The sequence below is a fragment of the Pseudomonas hamedanensis genome (assembly GCF_014268595.2).
Taxonomy (GTDB): domain Bacteria; phylum Pseudomonadota; class Gammaproteobacteria; order Pseudomonadales; family Pseudomonadaceae; genus Aquipseudomonas; species Aquipseudomonas hamedanensis.
This window is the reverse complement of the sequence record NZ_CP077091.1, coordinates 5,076,499-5,101,713: the sequence shown is the minus strand read 5'-3', so window position 1 is coordinate 5,101,713 and position 25,215 is coordinate 5,076,499. Positions and strand designations below refer to the sequence as shown.

Here is a 25,215-nt window from a genome sequence, read left to right as displayed (position 1 = left end):
TCCGTTCGAATCAGGAGAACGCCATGAAATACCTATGCCTGGTCTACAGCGACGAGCGCCTGCTGCACACCTCGCCCGACAGTCCGGAAGACGCCGAGTGCTGGGCCTATGCCGAGTCGATCCAGGGCAGCGGGCGGATGATCGCCGCCGAAGCGCTGGAGTCGGTGCAGACCGCGACCACGGTACGGATGCACAACGGCAAGCTGTCGATCACCGATGGCCCGTTCGCCGAAACCAAGGAGCAACTGGCCGGTTTCTACCTGATCGACGCCAAGGACCTTAACGAAGCCATCCAGGTCGCCGGCAACATTCCGGCGGCCCGGGTTGGCAGCGTTGAAGTGCGCCCGGTGCGGCAGTTGAATGTCTGAGGTCCGGGCGCGCGTCGAGCAGGTCTATCGCGAAGACTCGCGGCGGATTCTGGCGACACTGATTCGCCTGCTCGGTGATTTCGACCTTGCTGAAGAGGCCTTGCACGAGGCGTTCTTCGTCGCGGTCGAACGTTGGCAGCGCGACGGCGTGCCGGATAATCCGCGTACCTGGCTGGTCTCCACGGGACGGTTCAAGGCCATTGATGTGTTGCGTCGGCGTGCGCGGTTCAAGGCGTCGCAGCCGTTGTTGCTGGCGCAACTGGAAGAGCTCGAACAGGCCGACTGGAGTGGTGAGGATGTGGAAGACGATCGCTTGCGGCTGATCTTCACCTGCTGCCACCCGGCGCTGGCGGCGGATGCGCAGGTGCCGCTGACCTTGCGCGAAGTCTGCGACCTGACCACCGAAGAAATTGCCCGGGCTTTCCTCTCGGCACCGGCGGCGATTGCCCAGCGCATCGTCCGTGCGAAAGCCAAGATTCGCGACGCGAAAATCCCTTATCAAGTCCCCGGCCTGAGCGAACTGCCCGAGCGCCTCGACAGCGTGTTACGGGTGATTTATCTGGTGTTCAACGAAGGCTATTCGGCGTCGGTCGGCGCCGAACTGACCCGCGATGAGCTGACTCGCGAAGCCATTCGGCTGGGGCGCTTGCTCATGGAGCTGCTGCCAGAACCGGAAGTGATGGGGCTGCTGGCGTTGATGCTGTTGCACGAATCGCGTCGCCCGGCGCGCACTTCACCCGGTGGCGAGCTGGTGCTGCTGGATGATCAGGATCGCTCGTTGTGGGACGCCGGGTTGATGGCCGAGGGCTGCGCGCTGGTTGAACGGGCACTGAGCACGCGGCGGTTCGGGCCGTATTGCTTGCAGGCGGCAATCGCTGCGGTGCATGCCGAAGCGTCTTCGGCGGCGCAAACCGACTGGCAGCAGATCGTCGGGCTGTATGACGTATTGCTGCGGGCGGTGCCGTCACCGGTGATCGAGTTGAACCGCGCGGTGGCGGTGGCCAAGCGTGATGGGGCGTTGGCCGGGTTGTTGTTGATTGAAGGGATTCTGGGACGCGGAGAATTGCAGGATTATCACCTGGCGCATTCGGCGCGGGCAGAGTTCTGTCGGCAGTTGGGGCGGGTGGAAGAGGCGCGGGCGGCGTATCAGCGGGCGTTGCAACTGACGCGGCTGGAGCCGGAGCGGCGGTTTATCGAGGGGCGACTGAGGGAACTGGATTGATCTGAATTCTTTAACTGCAGGGCCGGCCTCTTCGCGAGCAAGCCCGCTCCCACAGTTGATCGCATTTCAATTTTGGGAGGCTCGCTCCCACTGGTGATCGCACTCAAGGGTGGGAGCGAGCCTGCTCGCGAATGGCAGCGCCGCTCATTCAAGCATCTTGCTGAGCAACCAGCTCCCCGCCGGCCCCGGCGGATACAGCCGTGACCACAAGGCATCGACAAACACCGGTTTCGGCCAGCCGCGCACATCGAGCTCTATCAGCAAATCGTTGGCATAACGCTGCACCAGCCACCTCGGCAACGGCGCCCAGCCAAAGCCTTTTTCCGCCATCTCCAGCAACATCAGATAGCTCGGCGCCGACCACACACGGCCTTTGCCGCGACTGTCGTAGGGGTTGACGATGGTCGCCAGACGCAGCTCACGATGTTGCTCAAGGATCTGTTGATCGACCTGCTCAAGCCGCGCCAACGGATGCTCGCGATTGACGAACAAGGCGATCTCGGTGCGCTCGGCCACCGTCGAGGTCACCAGATCGGGCGGGTAGTTGTCCTGCATCTCGGCAAAGGCCAGATGCGCGCGGCCGCGCTGGACCAGTTCGATCAAGTCATCGCATTCGGCAATCAAACATTCCAGCTCAAGCTCCGGATAGCGCTGCTCGAAACCCACCAGTGCCGCCTCAAAGCGGTACGACTGATAGGTGTCGGAAATCGCCACGGTGAGTTTTGGCTCTACGCCTTGAGACAGCTGCCGTGCGCTCATCTCCAGGCGATTGATGGCGTCCAGAATCGCCTCGGCTTTTTGCAGCATCACATGGCCGGCCGGCGTCAGGGTCGGCTTGCGGCTGCTGCGATCGAACAGCTGCAAATCCAGATCGATCTCAAGGCTTGCGACCGCCGCGCTGATGGTCGACTGACTGCGCCCCAACTTGCGCGCCGCTGCGGAGAACGAGCCTTGCGTCGCCGCTTGCACAAACGCCAACAGCACTTCTTGCGAAGCCATGAAGTATCGCCTTGATCGATGGTTACTGACTATGAAGTATCGGTGTCCGGGCGGATCATGGCAACCATCTTCCAGCAAGGAGTCAGGCAATGACTGCCCAAAAGTCCCTCACCGAACGTGTTTTTCAGGCGGTTGGTTTCGAGTTTCTCGCGATCCTCATCTGCACCCCGTTGCTGGCGTGGATCATGCAAAAGCCGTTGCTCGACATGGGCGCGGTGACTGTGTTGATCGCCCTGCTGGCGCTGGCCTGGAACGTGGTGTTCAACCGCTTTTTCGACCGCGCGCTGGCGCGTATGAACGTGGCGCATAACGCCTGGGTCCGCGTGGTTCACGCGTTACTGTTTGAAGGCGGGTTGATCGTGATGGGCGTGCCGCTGATTGCCGCATGGCTGTCGGTCAGCCTGTGGCAGGCGTTTTTGCTCGACATCGGCGTGCTGCTGTTTTTCCTGCCGTACACCTATGTCTATCACTGGGGCTATGACGTGCTGCGTGAGCGCTTCATGGCACGCCGCGCTTGTGAAAGCTGAGGTAAACCTGTGGCGAGGGGATTTATCCCCGTTGGGCTGCGGAGCGGCCCCAAAGTCGGGTCTGCTATGCAGCCCAGCGGGGATAAATCCCCTCGCCACAAAGGTTAGTCATCGTGCATAAAGTCAGAGAAACATGCCGCCGGACGCTTCGACCCGCTGGCCATTGATCCACTGTCCGCCCGGCGACAACAACAACGCCAGTGCGCCGCCAATATCGTCCGGCTGACCGACGCGACCCAGCGCGGTATTGCTGGCAACCATCGCGTTCACCGCGCTGTTATCGCGCACTGTACCGCCGCCAAAGTCGGTTTCAATCGCGCCCGGCGCAAGGATATTCACGCCAATCTGCCGCGCGCCCAATTCCTTGGCCTGATACCGGGTCAGAACTTCCATCGCCCCCTTCATCGCCGCGTAGGCGCCGTAACCGGGCAGGCTGAAGCGGGTCAGGCCGCTGGAGATATTGATAATCCGGCCGCCATCATTGATCAGCGGAAGCAGTTGCTGGGTCAGGAAGAACGGCCCTTTCAACTGAACGTTCATCAGCAAGTCGAACTGCTCCGGGGTGGTTTCGCTGAACAACGCGTGCACGCCGATGCCGGCATTGTTGATCAGGAAATCGAAGCGCTGACGCTGGAAAGTTTGCTCCAGTGTCTTTTCAACCTGTGCGGCAAACGCGGCGAAGTGTTCGCTGTGGCCGACGTCCAGTTGCAGCATCGCCGCGCTGGCGCCGAGCGCCTGCAATTCAACAACCAGCGCCTGGGCCTCGTCGGCGCGGCTGTGGTAAGTGCCGATGATGTCGATGCCTTGGGCGGCGAGGTGCAGGGCAGCGCTTCGGCCCAAGCCACGACTGGCGCCGGTGATCAATGCAATTTTGCGATTCATGCTGACTTCCTCGAGTATTGAGTGGCGATGGGAAGAAGTTTATTTATCCGCCCTGAGGTGATAAACACAGCGAAAGCGGAATCACTGATCGGCTCAGCCGAACAATCACCGAGACCCACATGAACAAACTGGAACTGCTGCGCACCTTTGTGCGGGTCAGCGAACTGTCGAGTTTTACCCTGGCCGGCGAAAGCCTCGGCCTGCCGCGCTCCACGGTATCCGAGCAGGTGCAGGCACTCGAAACCTTGCTCGGCACGCGTCTGCTGCAACGCACCACGCGCAAGGTGCAGGCGACTCAGGATGGTCTGGTGCTGTATGAGCGCAGCAAGGATTTGCTCTCGCACATGGACGAAATCGAAGGGCTGTTCCGTCAGGACGAAGCTTCATTGACCGGACGCATTCGCGTCGACATGCCGAACATTCTCGCGCGTCGGTTGATCATGCCGCGCCTGCCGCAGTTCATGGACCGTCACCCGAACCTGCAACTGGAAATCAGCAGCACTGATCGCCGCGTGGATCTGCTCGCTGAGGGGTTCGATTGCGTGTTACGCATCGGTGCGCAGCCTGACCAATCCGTCGTCGCCCGGCATCTCGGCGATTTCCCCATGGTCAACTGCGCCAGCCCCGGGTATCTGGAGCGTTACGGCGTGCCGCAGACCCTGGAAGACCTGGCGCAGCATCGGCTGGTGCATTACGTCGGCGTGCTGGGTTCACGTTCTGAAGGCTTCGTCTACGAGGCGGGCGGCGAGGTGCGGCGGGTGGCAATGGCCGGCAGCATCACGGTCAACAGCACCGACGCCTACGAAGCGGCCTGCCTGGGCGGTTTCGGCCTGACCCAAGTGCCGCGCACCGGCATGCAGCCGCATCTGGAGAACGGCGAATTGCTGAGCGTGCTGGCGCAATACACCGCGCCGCCGATGGCGATCTCGCTGCTGTATGCGCGGCAACGGCATTTGCCGTTGCGGGTGCGGGTGTTTATGGATTGGCTGAGCGATGTCGTTCGTTCGACGCTCTAATCAACAACGTGAATCCATTGTAGGAGTGAGCCTGCTCGCGATAGCGGTGTGTCAGTCAACATTAATTCGTCTGACACACCGCTATCGCGAGCAGGCTCACTCCTACAGGGGCCGGCGCCGGGTCAGAAAATCTGGGTGAACAGCCAATACAAGCTGCCCGACAACAGAATCGCCGCAGGCAGCGTCAACACCCACGCCATCAATAAATTGCGGATCGTGCGCATCTGCAAGCCGCCGCCATTGGCAACCATGGTTCCCGCTACACCCGAAGACAACACGTGCGTAGTCGACACCGGCAAACCGAACATGTCCGCCGCACCAATGGTCAGCATCGCCACGGTTTCCGCCGATGCACCTTGCGCATAGGTCAGGTGGGTCTTGCCGATCTTCTCGCCGACGGTCACGACAATGCGCTTCCAGCCAACCATGGTGCCGAGCCCCAGCGCGATGGCCACGGCGATTTTCACCCACAGCGGAATAAACCGCGTGGCGTTGTCGATCTGTTGTTTGAACAGTTGCAGCTTGTTGGCGGTATCGGCGTCGAAGTTACCGACCTTGTTTTTGTCCATCAGGCGAATGCTTTCGCTCGCCAGGTACATGTCGTTGCGCACGTTGCCCATGGCTTCGGCCGGGACTTTCGCCAGCGAGCCGTAGCCTTTGACTTGCTCGCCGATGTGCCCGGTCAGGGCGGCTAGGGCGGGGATCAGTTGCGGCGTGGGCTCCTTGCTGCGTACGTAATCGGAGAGAATCGGACGCGGATCGGCAGGCGCCGGCAGCGGGGCACTTTTCACCAGCGCTTGTTGGGTGACTTGCGCCACGGCGGCAAATTGCAGCGATTGTTCTTCCGGCATGGTGCGGTTCAATGCGTAGGCCATTGGCAGCGTGCCGACCAGAATCAGCATGATCAGGCCCATGCCTTTCTGGCCGTCGTTGGACCCGTGGGCGAACGACACACCAGTACACGTGACGATCAGCAAACCGCGAATCCACCACGGCGGCGGCGTGTTGCCTTCGGGGGCCTTGTACAGCGCGCGATTCTTCACAAACGCACGCAACGCCAGCAGCAACAGCGCCGCGCAGCCGAAACCCACCAGCGGCGACAGCAGCAGCGCGTAGCCGATTTTGGTCGCCTGTGCCCAGTCCACGCCGCTGGTGCCGTCGCGGCCATGCATCAAGGCGTTGGCCACGCCGACGCCGATGATCGAGCCGATCAAGGTGTGCGAAGACGACGCCGGCAAGCCCAGCCACCAGGTGCCGAGATTCCACAGGATCGCCGCGATCAGCAGGGCGAAAATCATCGCGAAACCGGCGGACGAACCGACCTGCAGAATCAGCTCCACCGGCAGCAGCGCGATGATGCCGAACGCCACCGCACCGCTCGACAGCAGCACCCCGAGAAAATTGAAGAACCCCGACCAGACCACGGCAACATTCGGCGGCAGCGAGTGGGTGTAGATCACCGTTGCCACGGCGTTGGCGGTGTCGTGGAAGCCGTTGACGAACTCAAAGCCCAGCGCAATCAGCAACGCCACACCGAGCAGCAGAAACGGCGTCCAGGTGGTGACCACCGTGCCCAGCTCGTGCATGTCGTGCATCAGGCTGTAAGCGGTAAACAGCATGCCCATGGCGAGCACGGCGAAAAACACCACATAGGTGAACGGACCGGGTTTCTTGTCGAGGGCCGGCCTGCCGCTGGCGGTGGCGGGGCTGGCGGTCAGGGAGGGAGTAGCCATGCGCGGACAATCCTGAGCGAGGGAAGGAATGTCGCCCATGATCGTTGCAGAATGTTACAGAGAGACTGCGTCAGGTCAGTGTTTGCCTGATTAGTCTGACCGATCGTTCCCACGCTCCCGCGTGGGAATGCCGCTCGGGACGCTCCGCGTCCCAGTGACGCAGAGCGTCACCAGATGCGTTCCCACGCAGAGCGTGGGAACGATCAACAGAGGTCGGTTTTTCCCTAGTAATCCCCACGCTTGCGAAACGCCCAGCGCCCGGCAATCACCGTGAACGTCGCCACCAACGCAACCAGCACCCAGAACCCGTGCGGATCCTGCGACAGCGGCACGCCGCCAACATTCATGCCGAAGAAACCGGCAATGATGTTGATCGGCAAGGCCAGCACCGTCACCACGGTCAGGGTGAACAGCGTGCGGTTGCTCTGTTCGTTGAGGTTGGCGGCGATTTCTTCCTGCAACAGTTTGATCCGCTCACCGAGGGCGGTGAGGTCGTTGATGATCAGCGCGAACTCCTCGGTGGATTTGCGCAGTTCCTTTACGTCCTCCTTCTGCAACCAGGGCGGCGGGCGATTGAGCAGGCGCAGCAATGAACCCGGCTCCAACGCCAGCAGCCGCTGCAGGCGCACCAGCACGCGACGATTGGCACCCAGTTCGGCGCGGTTGGTCGACAGGCGCGAGGAGAGCAACTCGTCTTCGACCTGATCGACGCTGAGGCTGGTCTTGCGCACGATCTGCGTCAGCACTTCGCCCTGATCGCGCAGCAGGTGCACGAGCAGTTCGGATGGCGAACGAAAGCACTCGCCGGCCTTCACCGACGAACGCAATTTGTCCACCGAGTGCAGCGGTTGCAGGCGCGCGCTGACAATCAGCTTGCTGCGCACACAGACCCACAGCGTCGAGACGTCCGAGGAGACCATGCTGCTGAGGTTGAACACCACGTCATTGACCACCGCCAGCAGCGCCGAATCGACATGCTCGATGCGTGTCGAACGCGAGCCTTCGTGCAGCGCTTCGAAGAACTCCTCGGGCAATTGCAGATGGCTTTTCATCCAGCGCTCACACGCGGCATGGGCCAGGTTCAGGTGTAGCCAGAGAAATTCGCCGTTGTCGTGGTCGTTGTCGTCCTGCAAGCAGCGCAGCGCGGTCGCCGAATCGATTTCACGGCCACGCTCGCCGGGCAAAAAACGAAAGCCGTACAACAAGCCAAACAGGTCCGGATCGCGATGGCTGATGTCGAGGCTGTGGTTCATGGCGGCTCGCTGCGAGAAGGGTGTCTGGTGCGGGATTTTCAGGTTCACCCGTGCGGCATCATCGCAACCTGACATGACCGTTTTATGACAACAAAATGACGTCAAATCAAAGCGTTACCGACTGTCGGAAGTTTCTCAAGAAACGCTCTGGCGCGCCGACTTCAGGTGCGTTAGGTTGCGCGCCATTGGCTTTCGCCAAGGTTCGTCGACAGGGAAGTCCGGCCCTTTTTCACGCCCGTTCGAAGCGTGTCTCATCCCTGTCTTGAGTACCTTGCAATGCTGCAAAAATCCCTGAGAGCGCAAATTCTCGCCCTGCTGAGCGGTAGCCTGTTGGCGGTGCTGTTGATCGCGCTGGCCTGTTTTCATTTCCTGTCCAGCGGCGTGCACAGCTATAGCCAGTTGATCGCTGGACCGCTGCACACCTCGCAGCTCATCGATGAGGCCAACCTGCAATTCAAAGTGCAGGTGCAGGAATGGAAAAACGTTCTGCTGCGCGGCAAGCAACCGGCGGACCTGGCCAAGTACTGGGGCCAGTTCGAAGAACGCCAGCGCGATGTGCAGAACCTGCTCGGCGAACTCGCCAGCCAGAAGGGCATCGACCCAAGCCTTAAAACGCGCATCGACCGTCTGCGTGACGAGCACCGTCAGTTGGGCGGCGCTTACCAGAAGGGCCGTGACGCCTACGTGGCGGCCGGTGGTGAAGCGGCGGCCGGCGACGCCGCTGTCAAAGGCCTCGACCGTGCCACCAGCGAGCAAATGAGCGAGCTGGTCGCCGAGTTGCGTAAGCAAGGCACCGCGCAGTCGGCGCTGATCAGTGCCAACGCCGATCGTACGGTGTGGCTGGGGCTGCTGGTGATGCTGGCGTCGGGTCTGCTGATCGGGTTGCTGAGCCTGTGGCTGATCAATCGCAATCTGATCGAGCCGATCGGCAAGCTGATTGATTACGTCAGCCGATTGAGCCGTGGCGAACTGGCCGAACGAGTGGTCAGCGACCGTCGCGATGAGCTGGGTAATCTCGCCGCCGCCGCGAACACCCTGCGTGATTTCCTTGCCGATACCTTCACCCGATTGCAGCGCAGCGCCAGCGAGCTGGACAGCGCCAGTGGCGAGTTGAACGCGATCGCCACGACCATGGCCGGCGGCACCAACGAGCAGTTCAACCGTACCGATCAAGTGGCCACGGCGATGAACGAAATGTCCGCCACGGCCCAGGAGGTTGCCCGTCACGCCGCCGATGCCGCGCGTGCCGCTGACGATGCCGATCAGTCGGCGCAGCAGGGTGAAAAGGTCATGCAAACCACCATTCGCTCTATCACACAGATGCGTGGCGAGATCGCCAACACCGCGACGGTCATCCGTCGTCTGGAAGCCGACAGCGGCCGTATCGGCAAGGTGCTTGAAGTGATTCGCGGCATCGCCGAGCAGACCAATTTGCTGGCGCTCAACGCGGCGATTGAAGCCGCACGGGCCGGTGAGGCCGGGCGTGGTTTCGCCGTGGTCGCCGATGAAGTGCGCAACCTGGCGCAGCGCACCGCCGAGTCGATCATCGAGATCAACCAGATCATTCAGAACGTGCAGACGGGGGCGGTGGACGCCGCGCAGGCAATCGAAAGCGGCCAGTCGCGCAGCGATGAAAGCGTCGAGCAGGTGACGCAGGCCGGAGCGATGCTGGAGCGCATCACCCTGGCGGTGGAAGCGATTCGCGACATGAACCGTCAAATCGCCACGGCGGCAGAAGAGCAGACTTCGGTGGCCGAGGACATCTCGCGCAACCTGACTGAAATCACCGCGATTGCCAGCACTAACCTGGACAACGTGCAGCGCACCGAGAGTGCCAGTCAGAATCTGCACGGTTTGTCGGGGCAGTTGAATGAGGTGACGGCGCGGTTGAGTGCTTGATTGCGAGTCTAAGCGTCTGCGCAACCCTTTGTAGGAGTGAGCCTGCTCGCGATAGCGGTGGAACAGTCAATACTGATGTCGCTGACTTACCGATATCGCGAGCAGGCTCACTCCTACAATGATTTTTGCCGGCCATAAAAAAACCGCACGATCATTAAATCGTGCGGCTCTTTTTATCAGCGGTCTATCAAGTGTCTTGCTTGTCGCTCAGCACTTTACCGGTGGTGGCATCAAAGTCTACGTCGAACTCTTTGCCGTCAGCGGTTTTCAGTTCAACTTCGTACTCATAACCGTTGAAGTGGTTATCGATATCGGTGTCGGTAATCGTGGCGCCCGGGTGCAGTTTCAGCGCTTCGGCGTTCATCGATTCCAGCGATTTGATTTTGCCGTCCTTGACCAGTTGCGGCACTTGGTCGATGCGAACATCAGCCTGAGCCAGGCCAGCGGTGAGGGTCAGGGCAGCGGCAGTAAACAGGGCAGTCAAAGTTTTCATCGGGTCATTCCTTGGTTGTGCGTTGAAGTGGTTGATCTGTGTAAGTGGGTTCAGATTAACCAGCGCAACTTAATTCACCCTTAATCCCGGCATCGCGAGCAACTTGCTCTTGTGGGAGCGAGCCTGCTCGCGAAAACAGGCAACTCGATTGCTGATCAAAAACCGTTGTTCTTCAATACCTGATCAACGCTGCTAAACGCTGGACGCTTATAAAACTTCAGCAGTTCGCTGGCGCGATTAGTAAAGATGCCGTCGACGCCGGCGGCCATGACTTTCTCGAAGTCCACCGGCTCGTCAACCGTGTAGACATGCACCAGCAGGCCTTGGTCATGGGTGTACTGGTTCATCCACGGTTGCACCAGATCGGCGTAACTCTGATCGCCGCCATGGGTCAGCTTCGCCGACGGGCCGGTGCCGATGGCGCCCTGGGCCTTGGCGTAATCGATCCATTGCTTGAACTCGGCTTCGGATTTCGGCTCCTGCTTGCCGTAGAACACGTCTTTGTCCTTTTCGCCGGACGCGGCAAAGGTCACGCTGGATTTCGGCTCGATGCTGCCTTCGCCGACCCACAGCAGGAGGATTTTCGGCACTTGCGGCATTTCTTTTTCCAGCAGTTCGAGGCTGGACTTGTCGAAGGTCTGCAAGATCACCTTGCCTTTGCCCTGACCGACGCCTAATGCGCTTTTCGCCAGTTTGGAACCGGCCGGGCTGAGCCAGCCGCGATCCTGCAGCTTTTCCTTCAGGTCATGTTCGATGCCGGGGAACAGTTGCGGCTCTTTGGTTTCGATGTACAGGCCCGGCTTGTGCTGCGGATTGGCGCGGGCGATGTCGATGATTTCATCGAGGGTGAGGATTTTCAGCCCGGCGTAGGACGCACGCGCGCGATCCGGGTACTTGGTGTTGAACCAACTGCCGGCATCGAGGGTTTTCAGTTCGGCCATGGTGAAGGCCGTGGCCGGGCTGTCTTTGCGCTCTGGAAACTTGCTGGCGACGTCAGTGGTGCGTTGCAGGTTGTCGTCGTGCAGGGCGAAAAGCACGCCGTCCTTGCTGCGCTGCAAATCCAGCTCCAGATAATCGGCGCCGAGGTCGCGGGCCAGCCGGTAGGCGGCCGCGGTGGACTCCGGAGCATCGAAGGACGCGCCACGGTGGGCGATCACCGCCGGGTGTGGGATGCCATGCGTCGCAGCGATGGCCTTGGGCTCGGGGTGGGTGTCGGCGTGCGCCTGACCGAGGCCGAGCAACAGACTCAGCACCAAGGCGCTTTGGGTAAAAGTGGCAGGCATGGTCGAGTTCCTTTCGCAGGTTTTTTCAAGACGTACGTTTTAACAACTGAATCGATGGCGTGCTAGCGCAGGACCGACATAAACGTATTAAAAGCGATTTTTCCTGCACTTTTGTGGCGCCGTTTGCAGTACGCTTGCCCTCGGCAGACGCCCCGGCAGAGGGCGCGCCGCAGTTGCCCTGCGTGTAAACCATCGATCATCTTTCGTGAGGTTTACCATGCGCATCACCTCCCAACTCATCTGCCAGGCCGCCGACGATCTCAAGGGCTTCGTCGGCCTCAACCGCAAGACCGGCCAGTACATCGTGCGCTTCAGCGAGGATTCGTTCGGCATGGACGTGGCCGATGACGGCATCATTGCGGCCAGTGAATTTGTCTGGGCGCCCGTTTCGGCAACGACCATGACGTTGAAGCGTGAGTTGATTCAGCTACTGCTGGACCAACACATCGACGACCGAATCAACATCACCGAGCCGTTGCGGGTTTACATGAGCAAAGTCGAGGTGCCGGAGATCGTTGCGGTGCGCAGTCTGGTGCGGGGCTGAGGTTTTGTAGTGCGGATGCGGGCCTCTTCGCGAGCAGGCTCGCTTCCACAGTGGATCTGTGGCGTTCACAAAAATCCCTGTGGGAGCGAGCCTGCTCGCGAAGGCGGCTTGGTTGGCGCCGCCATCCTTACTGTCCGAATGCATACTCCCGCTCAACCCGGCACACCCGCGTATGAAACGCTGAATACCACTGCGAGCGCCCACGCGCCTGGATCAACCGATGCTCGGGATGATCCCGCCACGCCAGAATGGCCGCCTCGCTCTGCCAATACGACACGGTGATGCCATGGCCGTCCGCGCCTCGAACCGATTCCACGCCAAGAAAACCCGGCTGCTCGCGCACCAACTCAGCCATGCGCTGCGCCGCCGCAGCATAACCGTTGTCACCCTCGGTGCGGGTCGAGGTGAAAATCACCGCAAAGCACGCCGTCATCAACGTCGCTGCCCGCAGGCTTCGACAAACGCCCGAACCAGCGGCGGCACTTGCCCCTTCAGTGCTGCGCGTTCCGGCTGGAACAGCGTAGCAACAAAGAACGGATAATCTTTCAGTTCGACAGCGCGCAGATCACCTGCCGAATCATGGCCGACCGCATGTAGCCGATCGCTCAACAATGTTTGTTCGAACTGTGGATTCACACCGTAGCGACAGCGATAGCCTTCCTCGATTTCAGACGTTTCGTACGCCTTGGCGATCAACGAACCGGGCCGCAGATGGATGCTGTCCACGGCTTCAACCAGCGAGCAGGCCAGTGGCGTGAGTACCGCGCGTTCTGATTCTGGCGATGTTTCGCCATGTACTGCATCGGCCCAACCCAGAACATTGCGCGAATATTCCAGAATCGCGTGCTGAAAACCGCCGCAGGTACCGAGGAAAGGACGCCGTTGTTCGCGGGCAAAGCGAATGGCGCGCAGTGCGCCTTGTTCACTTTTGTAGGGGCTGGCCGGCACGCACCAAAAACCATCGTAGAGATCGAGTGCTGTGTCGGCGTTAATCTGATCGGTGGCCAGCCACTCAAATTGCACGGTGTGCCGCCGATCTTCGGCGATCCGTTCGAGAGCAACCGGGATGGCTTGGTGGGCGGTGACCTGCGGGTCGTAGTCGCCAATCAGGGCGATGCGAATGGCGCGATTTTCCATAGGATTTCCCTGCGCTTGCTGATGGATGGTGCTCCACTATAGATTGGCGTTCACGCACTCAATATTGGCGTTTACCCAAGTGATCAATGCACCGACGCACTATCGACTCGACTATGCCGACCTGGCGCTGATTCTCGCATTGGTACGCGGCACCTCACTGGCACGCGCTTCCCAGTTGCTGCGCGTTGACGTGTCGACGGTGTTTCGCGCCGTACGCCGACTGGAGTCAGCGCTTGGCCAGCAACTGTTCGAAAAAAGCCGCGCCGGTTACCTGCCCACCACCCTGGCGCAAGCGCTCGCCGAGCAGGCCGAACGCGCCGAGCAGGCACTGGAAGCGGCGCGGATCGGGGTTGAGCAGGGCGGACGGGTGGTCAGTGGCACGGTGCGCCTGACCTGCACCGATTCGGTGTTGCAAGGCTTGTTGCTCCCGGCGCTGGCGCAGTTCATGCCCAACTACCCGGCGCTGACGATCGAATTGAGTACCTCGAACGATTTCGCCAACTTGAGTCGTCGCGATGCCGACATTGCCTTGCGCTTGACGCGTACACCCCCGCAGCATCTGGTCGGACGGCAATTGGCGGAGATTTCCTACCGGGTCTGCGCCAGTCAGCGTTATCTGGAGAATGTTGAGGGGGCGGATCTGACGACGCTTGCCTGGATTGCCCCGGACGAGTTCTTGCCGGATCACCCAACCGTGGCCTGGCGGCGCCAGCACCTGCCCGGGGTGGTGCCGGCTTATCGCTGCAACAGCATGCTGAGCGTGACGCAACTGGTGCGCGCCGGCCTCGGCGTGGCGGCATTGCCTGACTTTCTGATCAACGACGGATTGCAGGCGTTGAGCGAACCCCTGCACGGTTACGACACGGCGCTGTGGCTGCTGACCCGGCCCGATTGCCGGGCGTTGCGTTCGGTGGTGACCCTGTTTGATGAACTGGGGCGGGCGTTGCGCCTGCCATAAAGCGTTGCTCATGCTGGCCTCTTCGCGAGCAGGCTCGCTCCCACAGGGGATTTGTGGACGCATGTGGGAGCGAGCTTGCTCGCGAAGGCGGCACCTCGGTTGATTGCTGGCCACCCTCTTGATCCCACCTGCGAACCCAAGCCAGTCCACGTCAGCCCGGCACTCGCTCGTTGGCAAACATACTCACCGCATCCACCGCCTCACTGGCGCCATCGCGAATCTGCAGAATCACCGTCCCCGCCTGATTCGCCAGCGCCACGCCTTCAGCCGCGCGTTCGCGGGTGCCTTCCATGCTCTTGATGGCCTGCCGGGTTTCGCTCTGGATCAAGCCGATCATGCTGGATATCTCGGCCGTGGAGCCGCTGGTGCGCGCCGCCAGTTGGCGCACTTCATCGGCGACGACGGCAAAACCACGGCCCTGTTCACCGGCGCGCGCGGCTTCGATGGCCGCGTTGAGGGCGAGCAGATTGGTCTGGTCGGCGATCGCACGGATGGTATTGACGATGGCGGTGATCTGCTCGGAGCGCTCGCCGAGTTGCGCAATCAGGGTTGAAGACTGGCTGATGTCGTCGGCGATTTCGCGCATTTCGCTGGCGGCTTGCTGGATGACCTGAGTGCCTTGCTCGGCGACTTTCCGGGTCGCTATCGATATGTGATAAGCGGCGCTGGCGCTGCGCGCGTCCTGTTCGTGCTGGACGACGCGGGTGGTTACGTCGGAGGCGAATTTAACCACTTTGTACAGCCGCCCCGAGGCGTCGTAGACCGGGTTGTAGTTGGCCTCCAGCCACACGGTCTGGCCGCGTTTGTCCACGCGCTCGAATTGCCCGTGGAAGAATTCGCCGAGATTCAAACGCCGCCAGAAGTCCTGATAAGCGCTGCTGTTGACCATTGCCGCTGGGCAGAACAAGCGGTGATGCTGGCCGCGGAGTTCGGCCAGGGTGTAACCCATGCGCGTCAGAAAATTCTGATTCGCGGTAAGGATATTGCCGTCGAGGTCGAATTCGATCACCGCCATTGCCCGGTCGATGGCCTGCAGCTTGGCATTGGCTTCGTTTTCCTGCTGGACCTTGGCGGTGACATCCATCGCGTACTTGACCACTTTCGTCACCCGTCCTGCCGCATCCTTGATCGGGTTGTAACTGGCTTCCAGCCAGATCGGCTGGCCTTTGCCGTTGACCCGCTCGAACGTGCCGGACTGAAATTGACCGTTCTTCAGGCGAGACCACAACTCACTGTACTGGGCGCTGCGGCCGAATTCCGGGGTGCAGAAATGCCGGTGCGGCTGACCGATGGCTTGGTCCGCGGTGTAACCCATGGTCTTGAGAAAATTGTCATTGGCCCGTAACACCACGCCATCAAGATCGAATTCGATCACCGCCATTGAGCGGTTGATGGCTTCAAGCAGTCCGGATTGCTCAGTGAGGGTGCGCTGCTGATCTTCGAGGGCGGCTTTGTAACGGTTGAAAAACATGCTTGCGATACTCGGAAAGTGGGGGAAATCGAAGGATTCAGTCCCTATTCCTGCGCCGGCAGACCGAAGTGCGCACAGGGCATTCGGCGATGACTGCTCAATGCCAGCGTTCCGTTACTGGCAGTTGGCTACTTATACAAAACTTCATAAACTTGTACAAGAAAGGAATTTTTCGCGAGTTTGTATAACTTTTTGCGAATTTAGTTGTACACCATCGGACCTTTCCTTGGCGACAAAATGATTCAGCGCTGATAACGCGCCAGGAACATGTCCAGTGCCGATTCCGCCACGCTGTGCTGCATCTCGATATCAAGCACCGCGCGCCCCATCGACACCTGTGGCCAGAACGCGAAGGTCTTGAGCAAGCCCTGCACCTGATGCGCGGCAAACTCCGGATCGACCGCCTGCAAGCGGCCATCGGCCTGAGCGGCGCGAATCCAGACGGTCAATCCTTCCTCACGTTCGCCCATGCGCTCGATCATGTTTTGCGCGCGCTCCGGAGAATGAATGGTCGCTGCAATCGCCACCCGAGCCAGGGTGAGGAAATTCTCATCGGCCATCATCTGCATTTTTTCTCGGAGCATTTGCCGCAACTGCTCGCGCAACGGCTGCTCGCGGTTGTAGCTGACCGATGGCTCGGCAATGATCCGCGCCCACAGCTGATTGAGGATCTCGGCGAACAACTCTTCCTTGCTGGGAAAGTGGTTGTACACCGTGCGTTTGGACACACCGGCGGTGGCGGCGATCTTGTCCATGCTGGTGATTTCGAACCCGTGACTGCGGAATTCGCTGATCGCTGCCTGAATGATGGCTTCGCGTTTACGGTCGGTGAGTCGCTGTGGGGCTGTCATGAGCAGGCTTCGGCAGGGGAAAGGAAATTACACTTGGCAGTTTACTTGGCATCGGCTTTGATGCAACCTAGGAAACTACACCGCTCAGTGTAATGCTGCGTTAATCCGCGCAGTCTAAAAACCGGGCAGTTCGGCCTATGCGTGCAGCTTGGCCTATTATCGTCCCAGCGTGAAAAACCGTGCGTGACACGGTTTTTCTGGAGTCATTCAGTCATGGCCAATCCAGTTTCTCTTCCGGATAACACTTCCACGCCTGAAGCCTCTCGTCAGGATCAGGGGTCGTTTCGCAACCACGCGCCCGTGCAGCGTGAAGGCGTGCGAAAAATGCTGCGGATTCTGTGGAACATGATCTTCCACAAACCACACAACACACGACCTGCTGCGGCGATCCCGGTGCAGCCGTTGACCCGCGAAGACCTGCTGGCAGCGCCAAACCACAGCGTGTATCGCCTCGGCCACTCGACCCTGTTGCTGAAAATGCGCGACAAATTCTGGATCACCGATCCGGTCTTTGCAGAGCGTGCCTCGCCGGTGCAATGGGCTGGCCCGAAACGTTTCCATCAGCCACCGATCAGCATTGACGAACTGCCGCCGATCGAAGCGGTGATCCTCTCGCACAATCATTACGACCACCTCGACTACGAGGCCGTACTCAAACTCGCGGCCAAAACGACTTACTTCCTGACGCCGCTGGGCGTCGGCGACACCCTGATCAAATGGGGCATCGACGCCAGCAAGGTGCGCCAGTACGACTGGTGGCAGGGCACCGAAATCGCCGGCATCCGCTTCATCGCCACGCCGTCGCAGCACTTCTCCGGCCGCGGCCTGTTCGACGGCAACAGCACCTTGTGGGCGTCATGGGTGATGATCGACGCCGACACACGCATCTTCTTCAGCGGCGACAGCGGCTACTTCGACGGCTTCAAACGCATCGGCGAACAATACGGCCCGTTTGACTTGACCCTGATGGAAACCGGCGCCTACAACGTCGAATGGCCTCACGTGCACATGCAGCCGGAAGAAACCCTGCAAGCGCACATCGACCTCAAAGGCCGCTGGCTCTTCCCGATCCACAACGGCACGTTCGATCTGGCAATGCACGCCTGGTATGAACCGTTCGACCGCATCCTCGCACTGGCGTGGGAGCGCAGCGTCGCCATCACCACGCCGCAGATGGGCGAGGCGTTCAACATTGCTCAACCGCAACGCGGCAGCGCTTGGTGGTTGGCGGTTGAAGGGGAAAGTGAGGTGGTGGCTCAGAATGCCTGATGGGTTCGCTTCAAGCGAATACCACCTCAATACGGCCCTCTTTTCGTGATCGGGGGGCCGATTTGACGACGATCTGCACATCTCGTCCGAGACGAGAGAGGCACTCCATCATTTTTGCCTCACTGATTCCGCGAAATTTTCCACGCAGCATTTCGGAAAGCTTGGGTTGTGAGAGTCCCAAGATTTCCGACGCCTGAATCTGAGTGAGATGACGCGCCTTAATGATTGCGCCAATTTTTGCTGCGAGCTGCGACTTGACCTGCATTTCACTTGCATTGGGTAAGTCCAGATCTTGATAGACGTTTGCGCTGCCTACTTCAATTTCCATGGTTTTCTGATCCTTTCGCATGTTCCTGGGCGGCTCGAAGTCTGTTTCTGATCAGATCAATGTCTGACTGGGCGGTTTTGATCCCGCTTTTCGACTTTTTCTGAAAGCAGTGCAAAACGTAGATAGCACTGCCAAAACGAACCGTATAAATGGCGCGGTAGGTGTCAGTGTCGAAGTCTTCTATCAACTCCAGGACACCCGCGCCTCCAAACCCTTTCAATGGTTTTGCATCTGAAAACCTCAAGCCACATTGAGCCAGATCCAGTGCGTGACCAAAGACATCTTGTACCTCTGTGGGCATCTGCTTGAGATCTTTCTTGCTACTGCAGACCCACAAGAGCGGCTTCCTTGCACTCATGCGAAAATATACCTATTTAGGGATAAATACCAACCTTGTCTTTTCAATCAGCCATCGCATAATCTCCACGCCCCACCGATTCCGGATTCACCTCGTTCAAGCTTGCACGACGCCCCGGCCGAAATCCCGGAAAGAACACCAACCCCAGCGCCTCGAAGCGATAGGCCAGCGCCAGCCGCGCTGCATCCGCGACTTCTTGCTGTGCCTCGAATCGTTGAATGTCTTCAACCGGCACCTGCGCCTCGCGCGATAGCTGTTCCACGCTCCAGCCCAGCATCGCTCGGGCCTGGACACAGTGAGTGGGGGTGAACTGGAAAAGGGCAACGCGTTCGAGAATGTGGTTCATCGCAAGAGAGGCCATGGTGTGCTCCGGGCTCAAAAGTGCTGATTGAAAATGTACTGTATTTTTGTACAGTTGTTTTTGGCCGGGATCAAACGCATTTTTTGATTTGCCCTAATTCGCCGCCTCCAACCAGACGGACGGCGCCTGACCAAGTACCCGTCGAAACATCGTCGAGAACGCCGCCGGGCTTTCGTAACCGAAGTCCAGCGCGATCCGTGTCACCGCTTCGCCCGCCGCCAACCGTGCCAGCGCTTGCACGACGCAGGCTTGTTGCCGCCACTGACGAAAGCTGAACCCGGTCTGCTGACGAAACAATCTGTTAAAGGTTCGTAAGCTTATGTGTAACTGCTCGGACCATTGCTGTGGTGATTGATGGGCGTTGGGCTTGTTCAGAAAGGTCTGACACAGACTGAGGAGTTTTCCTTCGGTCGGCATAGGAATGTGCAAGGGCAGGGGCGTACTCCGCTTCAGCTCATGTAACAGCAGGTTGATCAGCGCTCCGTCGCGGCCCGCCAGGTCATAGTTCAACGGCACTTCAACCGCTTCCATCAGCAAATGCCGCAGCAGCGGCGACACGCTAACTACCTGACAACGCCCACCCAGATCCACCGTCCCAGGCTCGATGTACAAGCTGCGCGTACTCACCCCGAGCATCAGCACCTCATGGGCCATGCCCGGCGGAATCCACACCGCCCGCTGCGGCGGCACCACCCAGTTACCGTCATGGGTGCTGACCTGCATCACACCGCTGGCGCCATACAACAATTGCGCCCGACGATGCGTATGAAACGGGAGTAGGTGGCCGTGGGAATAATCCGTACCGATTGCCACGACCGAGCGGGGCGTGTCGTCCAACTGATTGATCGAGATATTGCGCATCGAACGGCTTCCAGCGATTGGCGTGAACGCAAACAGTATTGGCCGACTTGCTGAAGCAGGCCAGCCCTTGTCGGCCTATCGTCGTGCGCTCGCCATTCGCGGACGTTCGCCATGTTCTATCTTTTGCTCACGTTCTTTGGTTGCTTGACCGGTATCAGCGCCGTGCTGTTCGGCTTCGGCGGCGGCTTCGTCGTCGTGCCGCTGCTCTACCAGATGCTCACCGCCAGCCACGCCGTCAACGACCCCATCGCGCAATCGGCGATGCACATCGCCGTTGCCACCTCGACCTGTGTGATGACCGTTAACGCCCTGGTCGCCACGCGCAAACACCACCGCGCGGGTAATCTCATGGCTGACTATCTGTGGCCATTGGGTGGTTTCATCGCTGCGGGCGCAGTCGTCGGTGCAATCGCCGCGATGTGGGTCAGCGGTGCAGTGATCCGTTATGCCTTCATCGCCTACCTGGGCGTGACCATCGTTGACTGCTTGCTACGTCGCGGATTCCTTACGCAGTCCGAAGGTGTCGTACCACGGCGATTGAGCGCAACGGAAATATCCGCGGGCGGCGTAGGCATCGGCGCCATCGCGACGTTCCTCGGCGTAGGAGGAAGCGTCATGACCGTGCCGCTGCTACGCCGTTGCGGGCTGAGCATGTCGCAAGCCACGTCCATGGCCAATCCGCTGAGCGTGCCGGTGGCATTGGCCGGGACGTTGACGTACATGGCGCTGGCCGGGTTCACCGGGCCTGAACTGGGTGTCTGGTATGTCGGGTACGTGGACACGCTGGCGTTTGCGGCGCTGACGCTTGGCTCGTTACTGGGCATCAAATTGGCTGCGCCGTGGATAGGGCGGATACCTGACCGGACACATGCCCGGGTCTATATTGGATTGCTGGTTATAGTGATGCTCGGTATGTGGACACGATGAGCTATCGCTTGATTTCAACATTAACCCGAGGAACCATTCCCGAGGTTAAACAGAAAATGGGGGAAACTCATGTCGATCAGTGAGAGTGACTGGAAGAAATTCAAACAATTGCGCAAGATCGCGCTCGACCGATTTTGCCAGGGCGTGCTCGCCGACACCAAGACAATCACCCAGCACGGTGCGCTGTCGGCCCATGCCCGTTACGGCATGATTTACGGCTTGATCAATGATCGAAACCACGACATGGCCCGCATGTTCGATGGCCTGGCTCGCTCCTCCGCATTGTGGAAACTGACCCTCATTGTCTCGCATGACTTATTGACCGACGCGGAGTTGTCGATTCTGAGCGAAGAAACGCAGAAACTGACCTCCGGTATCGAACGTCGGCAATACGAAATTGAATGGGTAGAAGAGATTGTTCGAGATGACTGACCCAGTGCCACCCGCGCTTCCAAGAGAACCCGTATGTTGATCTTCAATTGCACCGAAGCCGCCGGCAAGTTTTTCAGCCGTGTCCATAAAGGCAAAACAATCACGCCGGTGAGCGCTAAACCGCCGTCGCCAGTTATAGAAGACGATGAACCGAACAGCTTTGACGAACAGTGGCTAGTGCACGCGATCACCGTCCAGCGTAAACATGTGCTGTTTGTCATTCATGTCAGAACGCGTTATTGCATGATCTTTGCCGATGCCAAAAAGGCTGACGCCGAAGGGTTTGTGGCGTGGTTTATCGAGCGCTGGCGGGAAGGGTTGATACGTGATGCGATCAATCATGACCTCATGCAATGGGCTGATGCCGGGTCGATGACGGACCGTTTTGAGCCGAGCTGCGCAGAGCATCGTTTTTATCGCCGCAGCCATCGCGGTGCACAAAAGCACATCGAACAAATCGCCTGGTTTTTCGAGGACTGCGCTGCGGAGTGGGGCTGTTTGCCCCAAGGCGAACGTGCTGCCATCGGTTTCGATGCACAAATGAACGCGCAAATTCGAAACACCAAGGAGCGCAAGGATTACTTCAGGCCGGATGAAGAAATGATCGCCCACTGGTTGCGTCAGTACTGTGCTGTCGATGACGCGGGTGTTCAGGCTGCGCTTGCTCGACGCACGGAAGCAAAGCGGGAGATTAGTGCGTTTGAGGACGGGTTGCGTGTGAACTGATCGAGTGATGGCGCTCGATTCCAGAACAACTCCTCGCCATAATCCGCTTCCTTATTTTCGGCCCCGACGTTCCAGTGTCGGGGCCGCCCTGCCTCTTTCAAGGATCGATCAATGCTCAAGGGATTGATGCGCCAGGCGCTCTGCGTCGCGGCGCTGTTCTCGGTGATTTACACCGCTCATGCTGATGACCGTCAACGCGTATTCACCGGCACACTGGGAAAAACGCCGATCGTGCTCGAACTCAATACCCAGCAACAGGACGAAGTCGTCGGTCGCTACTTTTACGAGAAATACCATCGCGACCTGCTCCTCAGTGGCACGTTGCATGAAAGCACGCTGAGCCTGATAGAAGGTGAAAACCGCTATGGCGAAGAGCAGCCGCTGCCAACGTTAAAGCTGGAAGCGACCGCCGATGGCTTGCAGGGCGAATGGCAAAGTCCGAAGGGCAAGAAGCTCCCTGTGAAGTTGGTCGAGGCCAAAGTTCCTGCGCCGACATCAACAACGTTGCCGTTCATTGCTACGTTGCAGCACAGCAATCCGTACGAGTATTTGCGCTTACAGGGGCTCAAGCTCAAAGCCGCGAAGAAAGAGCACTTCATGGGTTACGAACTGCAGTGGTGGACGGAACCTGAAACAACGATCTCGCTGTTCAGCATTGAGTCCGGGTTACCCAAAGATGAGCGACAGCAAGTCAATCAACAGTTGCTCGCCAGACTCTGGCAAGAGGTTATCCGTTATCACGGTTGCCTGATGCAAGGCGGCGTCAACACCGACTTCCTGCAGCAAGTCGAACCAAAACTGATCTCCCCCGCAGTGGTCAGCCTGAACGTTTCCACCAGTTATTATTGCGGTGGCGCGCATCCGGATTTTGGTGACTCACCGCTCAACATCGATGTAAAAACCGGTCATCCGCTATCGCTGGGCGACGTGTTATGGGCAGGAGAAGGCGCGCCAATTCTGCATGCCGACCGCGACAGCCCAGGTGACCAGCCGCTGAGCACCGCGCAAAGCGATGCTTACTCAACGTATCAGCGCGAAGTGCTGGTGCCTTGGCTGATCAAACAGTTCACCACACTCCACCCCAATGAAATGAAGAAGCCCGCAGAGGGCGATGACAACGCCTGTGACTACAGCGATGAAAGCATCTGGGGCTATTCACCTTGGTACTTCACCGAGAGCGGCCTGTACCTCAGCCCGTATTTCGCCCGAGTGGCCCGCGCCTGCGATGCGCCCGACTGGTCAATCCTGCCGTACTCACTGGTCAAACAACATCCGGGCGCCGTCAAACTGCAACTGCCCTGAACTAACGTTCACTCCAGACCCGGCGCTTCACGAATGATGAAGTGATCCAGGTTCTCGATATCGGCATTGAAGACCTCGAAAGGCTTTTCGGGGTTCTTCTTGCCCGGCACCTGCTTCAACTCCGGCGTCACCCCATAGAAGAAACAGAACAACGCCTTGTCGCTATCCACCGCGTGCTTGATCTCTTCCAGAAACGCCTTGCGCTTGCGGTAGTTGTCGATCAGCTTCTTGTTCAGATAAACGCTGACCGGATACGGCTTCTTCTTACTGTCCTCCGGTTTCTTGAACCAGACCTTGTCCTCGAAATCGATGCGAAAACTGGCACTGTGAAAGTCCTCAATCTTCTTGATCCGCCCCCAATAAATCAGCCCCTTGTTGTCCGTCAGATACTCGATCTTCTTGAAGAACGAACTGTACGGCGCCGTATGCTCGCCAATCTTCAACGGCATGCGCTTGAGCAAATCCTTGTCGGCGAAGTTAGAAACAAAACACTCCACCGGATGCGCAAACACACTGGTCTTGTCGGGCGCCGACTCCCGCCCGGCAGACTCTTTACCACTGTCCACCGCCGCCCGAACCGGATCATCGCGCAACACATCAGCCACGCCCGCCGGCGCGGCAGGCTTGCGCACATACTCACGCCGGGTCAGCAGCAGCTCAGATGGGAAGTGCTCCTCACGACCATCGTCCACCTCACCATCCACCGTCTCAACGCCAGACGCAGACGCCTTCAAACTTACATACGGACAGCCCGCCACATGCTGAGTAGTCGGCAGATTCTTGAAGTGCGGCGTGCGAACGTAATTCACATTCTTGGCGTTGAACGTACCCAACTCATTGGAAGCCTCGAACGCCGAACGACAGGCATCGTTGGGGCACTGGAAATGTTCCTTCGCCGAGTCAAACGCCACCGTCTCATCGAAATTGAGATCGCGAACATCATAGATCGACAACTTGTCGTCGAGGCTGAGGCAGTAGGCGAGATCGAATTTCATGGTGGGGCTCGGATCCTTGAGTGGGGGAGGGGTATTAATAGCGGGAGGCGGGGTGGGTTGCACTGATTGTTTTCGGGAAGATGCGGAATCTGTGGGAGCTAGCGTGCTGGCGATTTTCGGCATCAGCCAGATTTCAATATTCACACCGACATTGCAGGCCACGCTTCACCCTGTGGCGAGGGAGCTTGCTCCCGCTGGGGGGCGAAGCAGTCCCAAGAACAGCAAATACGGTTAGTCAGATAACCCGCGATTATTCCTTTTCGAGTCTTCCAACGTTGTCATACAGCCAAGCAGTGAAAGCCTCTCTGTCGTCAGAATGGTGGCAGCGTCGATGACAGTTTGGGCACAGCGCTACGGTGTTGGTCTTGAAGTCCGTCCCGTTGTCCGACAAATGCTTAACGTGGTGAACCTCAAGGTAAGGTTCTCCATTCATTTCAAACGGACCTGGTTGCCCACATCCCTCACAGACACCCTTGGCGTTGAACAGAATCCAATCTTTGACTTTGGATATGCGGGCGTAGGTTTTGGTTGTCCTGACGATTTGCTGAGGTATCTGCACACCCTCTGGCTCACTCACAAAATCACGTTGTTTCGCTCGTTGTACATTTCGAAGTGATGATTTTTCTTGCGTGGAAGGTGTACCGGAATCCAGTGTAATGAGGCCTTTCGATTCTAGGATTTTGATCAGGCGCGCGGTAATCCCTGAACCGAGATTCACCTTTGGTTTGTAGCTAGAGATCGTTTTCAGCCCAAGATCTTCGAACAGAGCGGTAATGTTCTGCAGTCGATAGTCAATCGACTTTGTGTTTCGCCCGGCGAGTACGCCGCTCTGCAGACGCCTGTGCTCCAAGGACTTATTAAATTTTTGATCATTTGGGTAGCGAGTCTGAATATCGAGATAACCATCAACCGAAGCTTCAAGCTCCTCGTCCGTCCAGCCACTATTTTCCTTTTCCGTATCCATAAAATCGCCGAGGGTTGAAAACCTTCGGACGATACTGAGTGGCCATCACGGCTGTC

The 25,215-nt window shown here is 58.9% G+C and carries 28 protein-coding genes; 12 read left to right on the top strand and 16 right to left on the bottom strand.

Annotated features, from left to right (window positions below; translation table 11 throughout):
* Positions 1-23 precede the first annotated feature (23 nt).
* Together HU739_RS22285 and HU739_RS22280 are read left to right on the top strand one after the other, a co-directional pair.
* Positions 24-368 (top strand): YciI family protein, encoded by a 345-nt coding sequence (locus HU739_RS22285; RefSeq protein WP_186551493.1) that lies wholly within the window; start codon positions 24-26, stop codon positions 366-368.
* Positions 361-1,590, top strand: a complete 1,230-nt coding sequence (locus HU739_RS22280) for an RNA polymerase sigma factor (RefSeq protein WP_186551492.1) — start codon at positions 361-363, stop codon at positions 1,588-1,590. The genes HU739_RS22285 and HU739_RS22280 overlap by 8 nt, the downstream gene beginning before the upstream one ends.
* A gap of 144 nt (positions 1,591-1,734) precedes the next feature.
* Here HU739_RS22280 and HU739_RS22275 read toward each other — a convergent pair whose 3' ends face one another.
* The gene (locus tag HU739_RS22275; protein WP_186551491.1) at positions 1,735-2,589 is read right to left on the bottom strand and encodes a LysR family transcriptional regulator; all 855 of its coding nucleotides are present in this window, start codon (positions 2,587-2,589) and stop codon (positions 1,735-1,737) included.
* Between the two features lie 89 nt (positions 2,590-2,678).
* Between HU739_RS22275 and HU739_RS22270 the strand changes: the two genes are divergently transcribed.
* Complete coding sequence (locus HU739_RS22270; RefSeq protein ID WP_186551490.1) at positions 2,679-3,116, top strand: multidrug/biocide efflux PACE transporter; 438 nt, start codon at positions 2,679-2,681, stop codon at positions 3,114-3,116.
* 123 nt (positions 3,117-3,239) lie between these two features.
* Here HU739_RS22270 and HU739_RS22265 read toward each other — a convergent pair whose 3' ends face one another.
* A complete protein-coding gene (locus HU739_RS22265; RefSeq protein ID WP_186551489.1) occupies positions 3,240-3,998 on the bottom strand; it encodes an SDR family NAD(P)-dependent oxidoreductase in 759 nt (252 codons plus the stop codon).
* Positions 3,999-4,117: 119 nt separating this feature from the next.
* On the opposite strand from HU739_RS22265, the gene HU739_RS22260 reads away from it, so the two are divergent.
* A complete protein-coding gene (locus HU739_RS22260; RefSeq protein ID WP_186551488.1) occupies positions 4,118-5,014 on the top strand; it encodes a LysR family transcriptional regulator in 897 nt (298 codons plus the stop codon).
* Positions 5,015-5,136: 122 nt separating this feature from the next.
* On the opposite strand, the gene HU739_RS22255 is transcribed toward HU739_RS22260, so the two are convergent.
* Positions 5,137-6,747 carry an inorganic phosphate transporter gene (locus tag HU739_RS22255; RefSeq protein ID WP_186551487.1) on the bottom strand — a complete coding sequence of 537 codons (1,611 nt, stop codon included), beginning with the start codon at positions 6,745-6,747 and terminating at the stop codon, positions 5,137-5,139.
* 224 nt (positions 6,748-6,971) lie between these two features.
* Positions 6,972-8,000, bottom strand: coding sequence for a transporter (locus HU739_RS22250; protein ID WP_186551504.1), 1,029 nt, complete (start codon positions 7,998-8,000; stop codon positions 6,972-6,974).
* A 276-nt stretch (positions 8,001-8,276) separates the two neighbouring features.
* Between HU739_RS22250 and HU739_RS22245 the strand changes: the two genes are divergently transcribed.
* The gene (locus HU739_RS22245; RefSeq protein WP_186551486.1) at positions 8,277-9,899 is read left to right on the top strand and encodes a methyl-accepting chemotaxis protein; all 1,623 of its coding nucleotides are present in this window, start codon (positions 8,277-8,279) and stop codon (positions 9,897-9,899) included.
* Positions 9,900-10,086: 187 nt separating this feature from the next.
* Here the strand turns inward: HU739_RS22245 and HU739_RS22240 are convergent, their stop codons facing one another.
* Positions 10,087-10,392, bottom strand: a complete 306-nt coding sequence (locus HU739_RS22240) for a PepSY domain-containing protein (protein ID WP_186551485.1) — start codon at positions 10,390-10,392, stop codon at positions 10,087-10,089.
* Positions 10,393-10,547: 155 nt separating this feature from the next.
* Positions 10,548-11,675 (bottom strand): glycerophosphodiester phosphodiesterase, encoded by a 1,128-nt coding sequence (locus tag HU739_RS22235; RefSeq protein ID WP_186551484.1) that lies wholly within the window; start codon positions 11,673-11,675, stop codon positions 10,548-10,550.
* A gap of 217 nt (positions 11,676-11,892) precedes the next feature.
* Between HU739_RS22235 and HU739_RS22230 the strand changes: the two genes are divergently transcribed.
* Positions 11,893-12,219, top strand: coding sequence for a DUF2025 family protein (locus tag HU739_RS22230; RefSeq protein WP_186551483.1), 327 nt, complete (start codon positions 11,893-11,895; stop codon positions 12,217-12,219).
* A 127-nt stretch (positions 12,220-12,346) separates the two neighbouring features.
* Here HU739_RS22230 and HU739_RS22225 read toward each other — a convergent pair whose 3' ends face one another.
* Complete coding sequence (locus HU739_RS22225; protein ID WP_186551482.1) at positions 12,347-12,652, bottom strand: antibiotic biosynthesis monooxygenase family protein; 306 nt, start codon at positions 12,650-12,652, stop codon at positions 12,347-12,349.
* Positions 12,652-13,356: a CTP synthase C-terminal region-related (seleno)protein gene (locus tag HU739_RS22220; RefSeq protein ID WP_186551481.1), complete on the bottom strand. Its 705-nt coding sequence runs from the start codon at positions 13,354-13,356 to the stop codon at positions 12,652-12,654. The genes HU739_RS22225 and HU739_RS22220 overlap by 1 nt, the downstream gene beginning before the upstream one ends.
* A gap of 25 nt (positions 13,357-13,381) precedes the next feature.
* Here HU739_RS22220 and HU739_RS22215 point away from each other — a divergent pair, with 25 nt between their 5' ends.
* Complete coding sequence (locus HU739_RS22215) at positions 13,382-14,314, top strand: LysR family transcriptional regulator (protein WP_186551480.1); 933 nt, start codon at positions 13,382-13,384, stop codon at positions 14,312-14,314.
* A 151-nt stretch (positions 14,315-14,465) separates the two neighbouring features.
* Here HU739_RS22215 and HU739_RS22210 read toward each other — a convergent pair whose 3' ends face one another.
* Positions 14,466-15,785: a methyl-accepting chemotaxis protein gene (locus HU739_RS22210; RefSeq protein ID WP_186551479.1), complete on the bottom strand. Its 1,320-nt coding sequence runs from the start codon at positions 15,783-15,785 to the stop codon at positions 14,466-14,468.
* A 242-nt stretch (positions 15,786-16,027) separates the two neighbouring features.
* On the bottom strand, positions 16,028-16,636 hold the full coding sequence (locus tag HU739_RS22205) for a TetR/AcrR family transcriptional regulator (protein WP_186551478.1): 609 nt from the start codon (positions 16,634-16,636) through the stop codon (positions 16,028-16,030).
* A 213-nt stretch (positions 16,637-16,849) separates the two neighbouring features.
* On the opposite strand from HU739_RS22205, the gene HU739_RS22200 reads away from it, so the two are divergent.
* On the top strand, positions 16,850-17,905 hold the full coding sequence (locus HU739_RS22200) for an MBL fold metallo-hydrolase (RefSeq protein ID WP_186551477.1): 1,056 nt from the start codon (positions 16,850-16,852) through the stop codon (positions 17,903-17,905).
* Between the two features lie 10 nt (positions 17,906-17,915).
* Here HU739_RS22200 and HU739_RS22195 read toward each other — a convergent pair whose 3' ends face one another.
* The 4 genes from HU739_RS22195 to HU739_RS22180 all read right to left on the bottom strand — a co-directional run bounded on the left by HU739_RS22195 (position 17,916) and on the right by HU739_RS22180 (position 19,813).
* The gene (locus tag HU739_RS22195; RefSeq protein WP_186551476.1) at positions 17,916-18,233 is read right to left on the bottom strand and encodes a helix-turn-helix domain-containing protein; all 318 of its coding nucleotides are present in this window, start codon (positions 18,231-18,233) and stop codon (positions 17,916-17,918) included.
* The gene (locus HU739_RS22190) at positions 18,223-18,591 is read right to left on the bottom strand and encodes a type II toxin-antitoxin system RelE/ParE family toxin (protein WP_186551475.1); all 369 of its coding nucleotides are present in this window, start codon (positions 18,589-18,591) and stop codon (positions 18,223-18,225) included. Before HU739_RS22190 ends, HU739_RS22195 begins: the two co-directional genes overlap by 11 nt.
* Before the next feature lie 43 nt (positions 18,592-18,634).
* The gene (locus tag HU739_RS22185; RefSeq protein ID WP_186551474.1) at positions 18,635-18,952 is read right to left on the bottom strand and encodes an XRE family transcriptional regulator; all 318 of its coding nucleotides are present in this window, start codon (positions 18,950-18,952) and stop codon (positions 18,635-18,637) included.
* A gap of 93 nt (positions 18,953-19,045) precedes the next feature.
* A complete protein-coding gene (locus tag HU739_RS22180; RefSeq protein WP_186551473.1) occupies positions 19,046-19,813 on the bottom strand; it encodes an AraC family transcriptional regulator in 768 nt (255 codons plus the stop codon).
* Between the two features lie 111 nt (positions 19,814-19,924).
* Here HU739_RS22180 and HU739_RS22175 point away from each other — a divergent pair, with 111 nt between their 5' ends.
* From HU739_RS22175 to HU739_RS22160, 4 genes are all read left to right on the top strand, one after another.
* Positions 19,925-20,740 (top strand): sulfite exporter TauE/SafE family protein, encoded by an 816-nt coding sequence (locus HU739_RS22175; protein WP_186551472.1) that lies wholly within the window; start codon positions 19,925-19,927, stop codon positions 20,738-20,740.
* Positions 20,741-20,809: 69 nt separating this feature from the next.
* A complete protein-coding gene (locus HU739_RS22170) occupies positions 20,810-21,172 on the top strand; it encodes a hypothetical protein (protein WP_186551471.1) in 363 nt (120 codons plus the stop codon).
* 33 nt (positions 21,173-21,205) lie between these two features.
* Positions 21,206-21,898: a DUF6933 domain-containing protein gene (locus tag HU739_RS22165; RefSeq protein WP_186551470.1), complete on the top strand. Its 693-nt coding sequence runs from the start codon at positions 21,206-21,208 to the stop codon at positions 21,896-21,898.
* 111 nt (positions 21,899-22,009) lie between these two features.
* Complete coding sequence (locus HU739_RS22160) at positions 22,010-23,200, top strand: hypothetical protein (RefSeq protein ID WP_186551469.1); 1,191 nt, start codon at positions 22,010-22,012, stop codon at positions 23,198-23,200.
* A gap of 8 nt (positions 23,201-23,208) precedes the next feature.
* On the opposite strand, the gene HU739_RS22155 is transcribed toward HU739_RS22160, so the two are convergent.
* A complete protein-coding gene (locus HU739_RS22155; RefSeq protein WP_186551503.1) occupies positions 23,209-24,195 on the bottom strand; it encodes a hypothetical protein in 987 nt (328 codons plus the stop codon).
* Between the two features lie 250 nt (positions 24,196-24,445).
* Positions 24,446-25,159 (bottom strand): HNH endonuclease, encoded by a 714-nt coding sequence (locus HU739_RS22150; RefSeq protein WP_186551468.1) that lies wholly within the window; start codon positions 25,157-25,159, stop codon positions 24,446-24,448.
* Between the last annotated feature and the right edge of the window lie 56 nt (positions 25,160-25,215).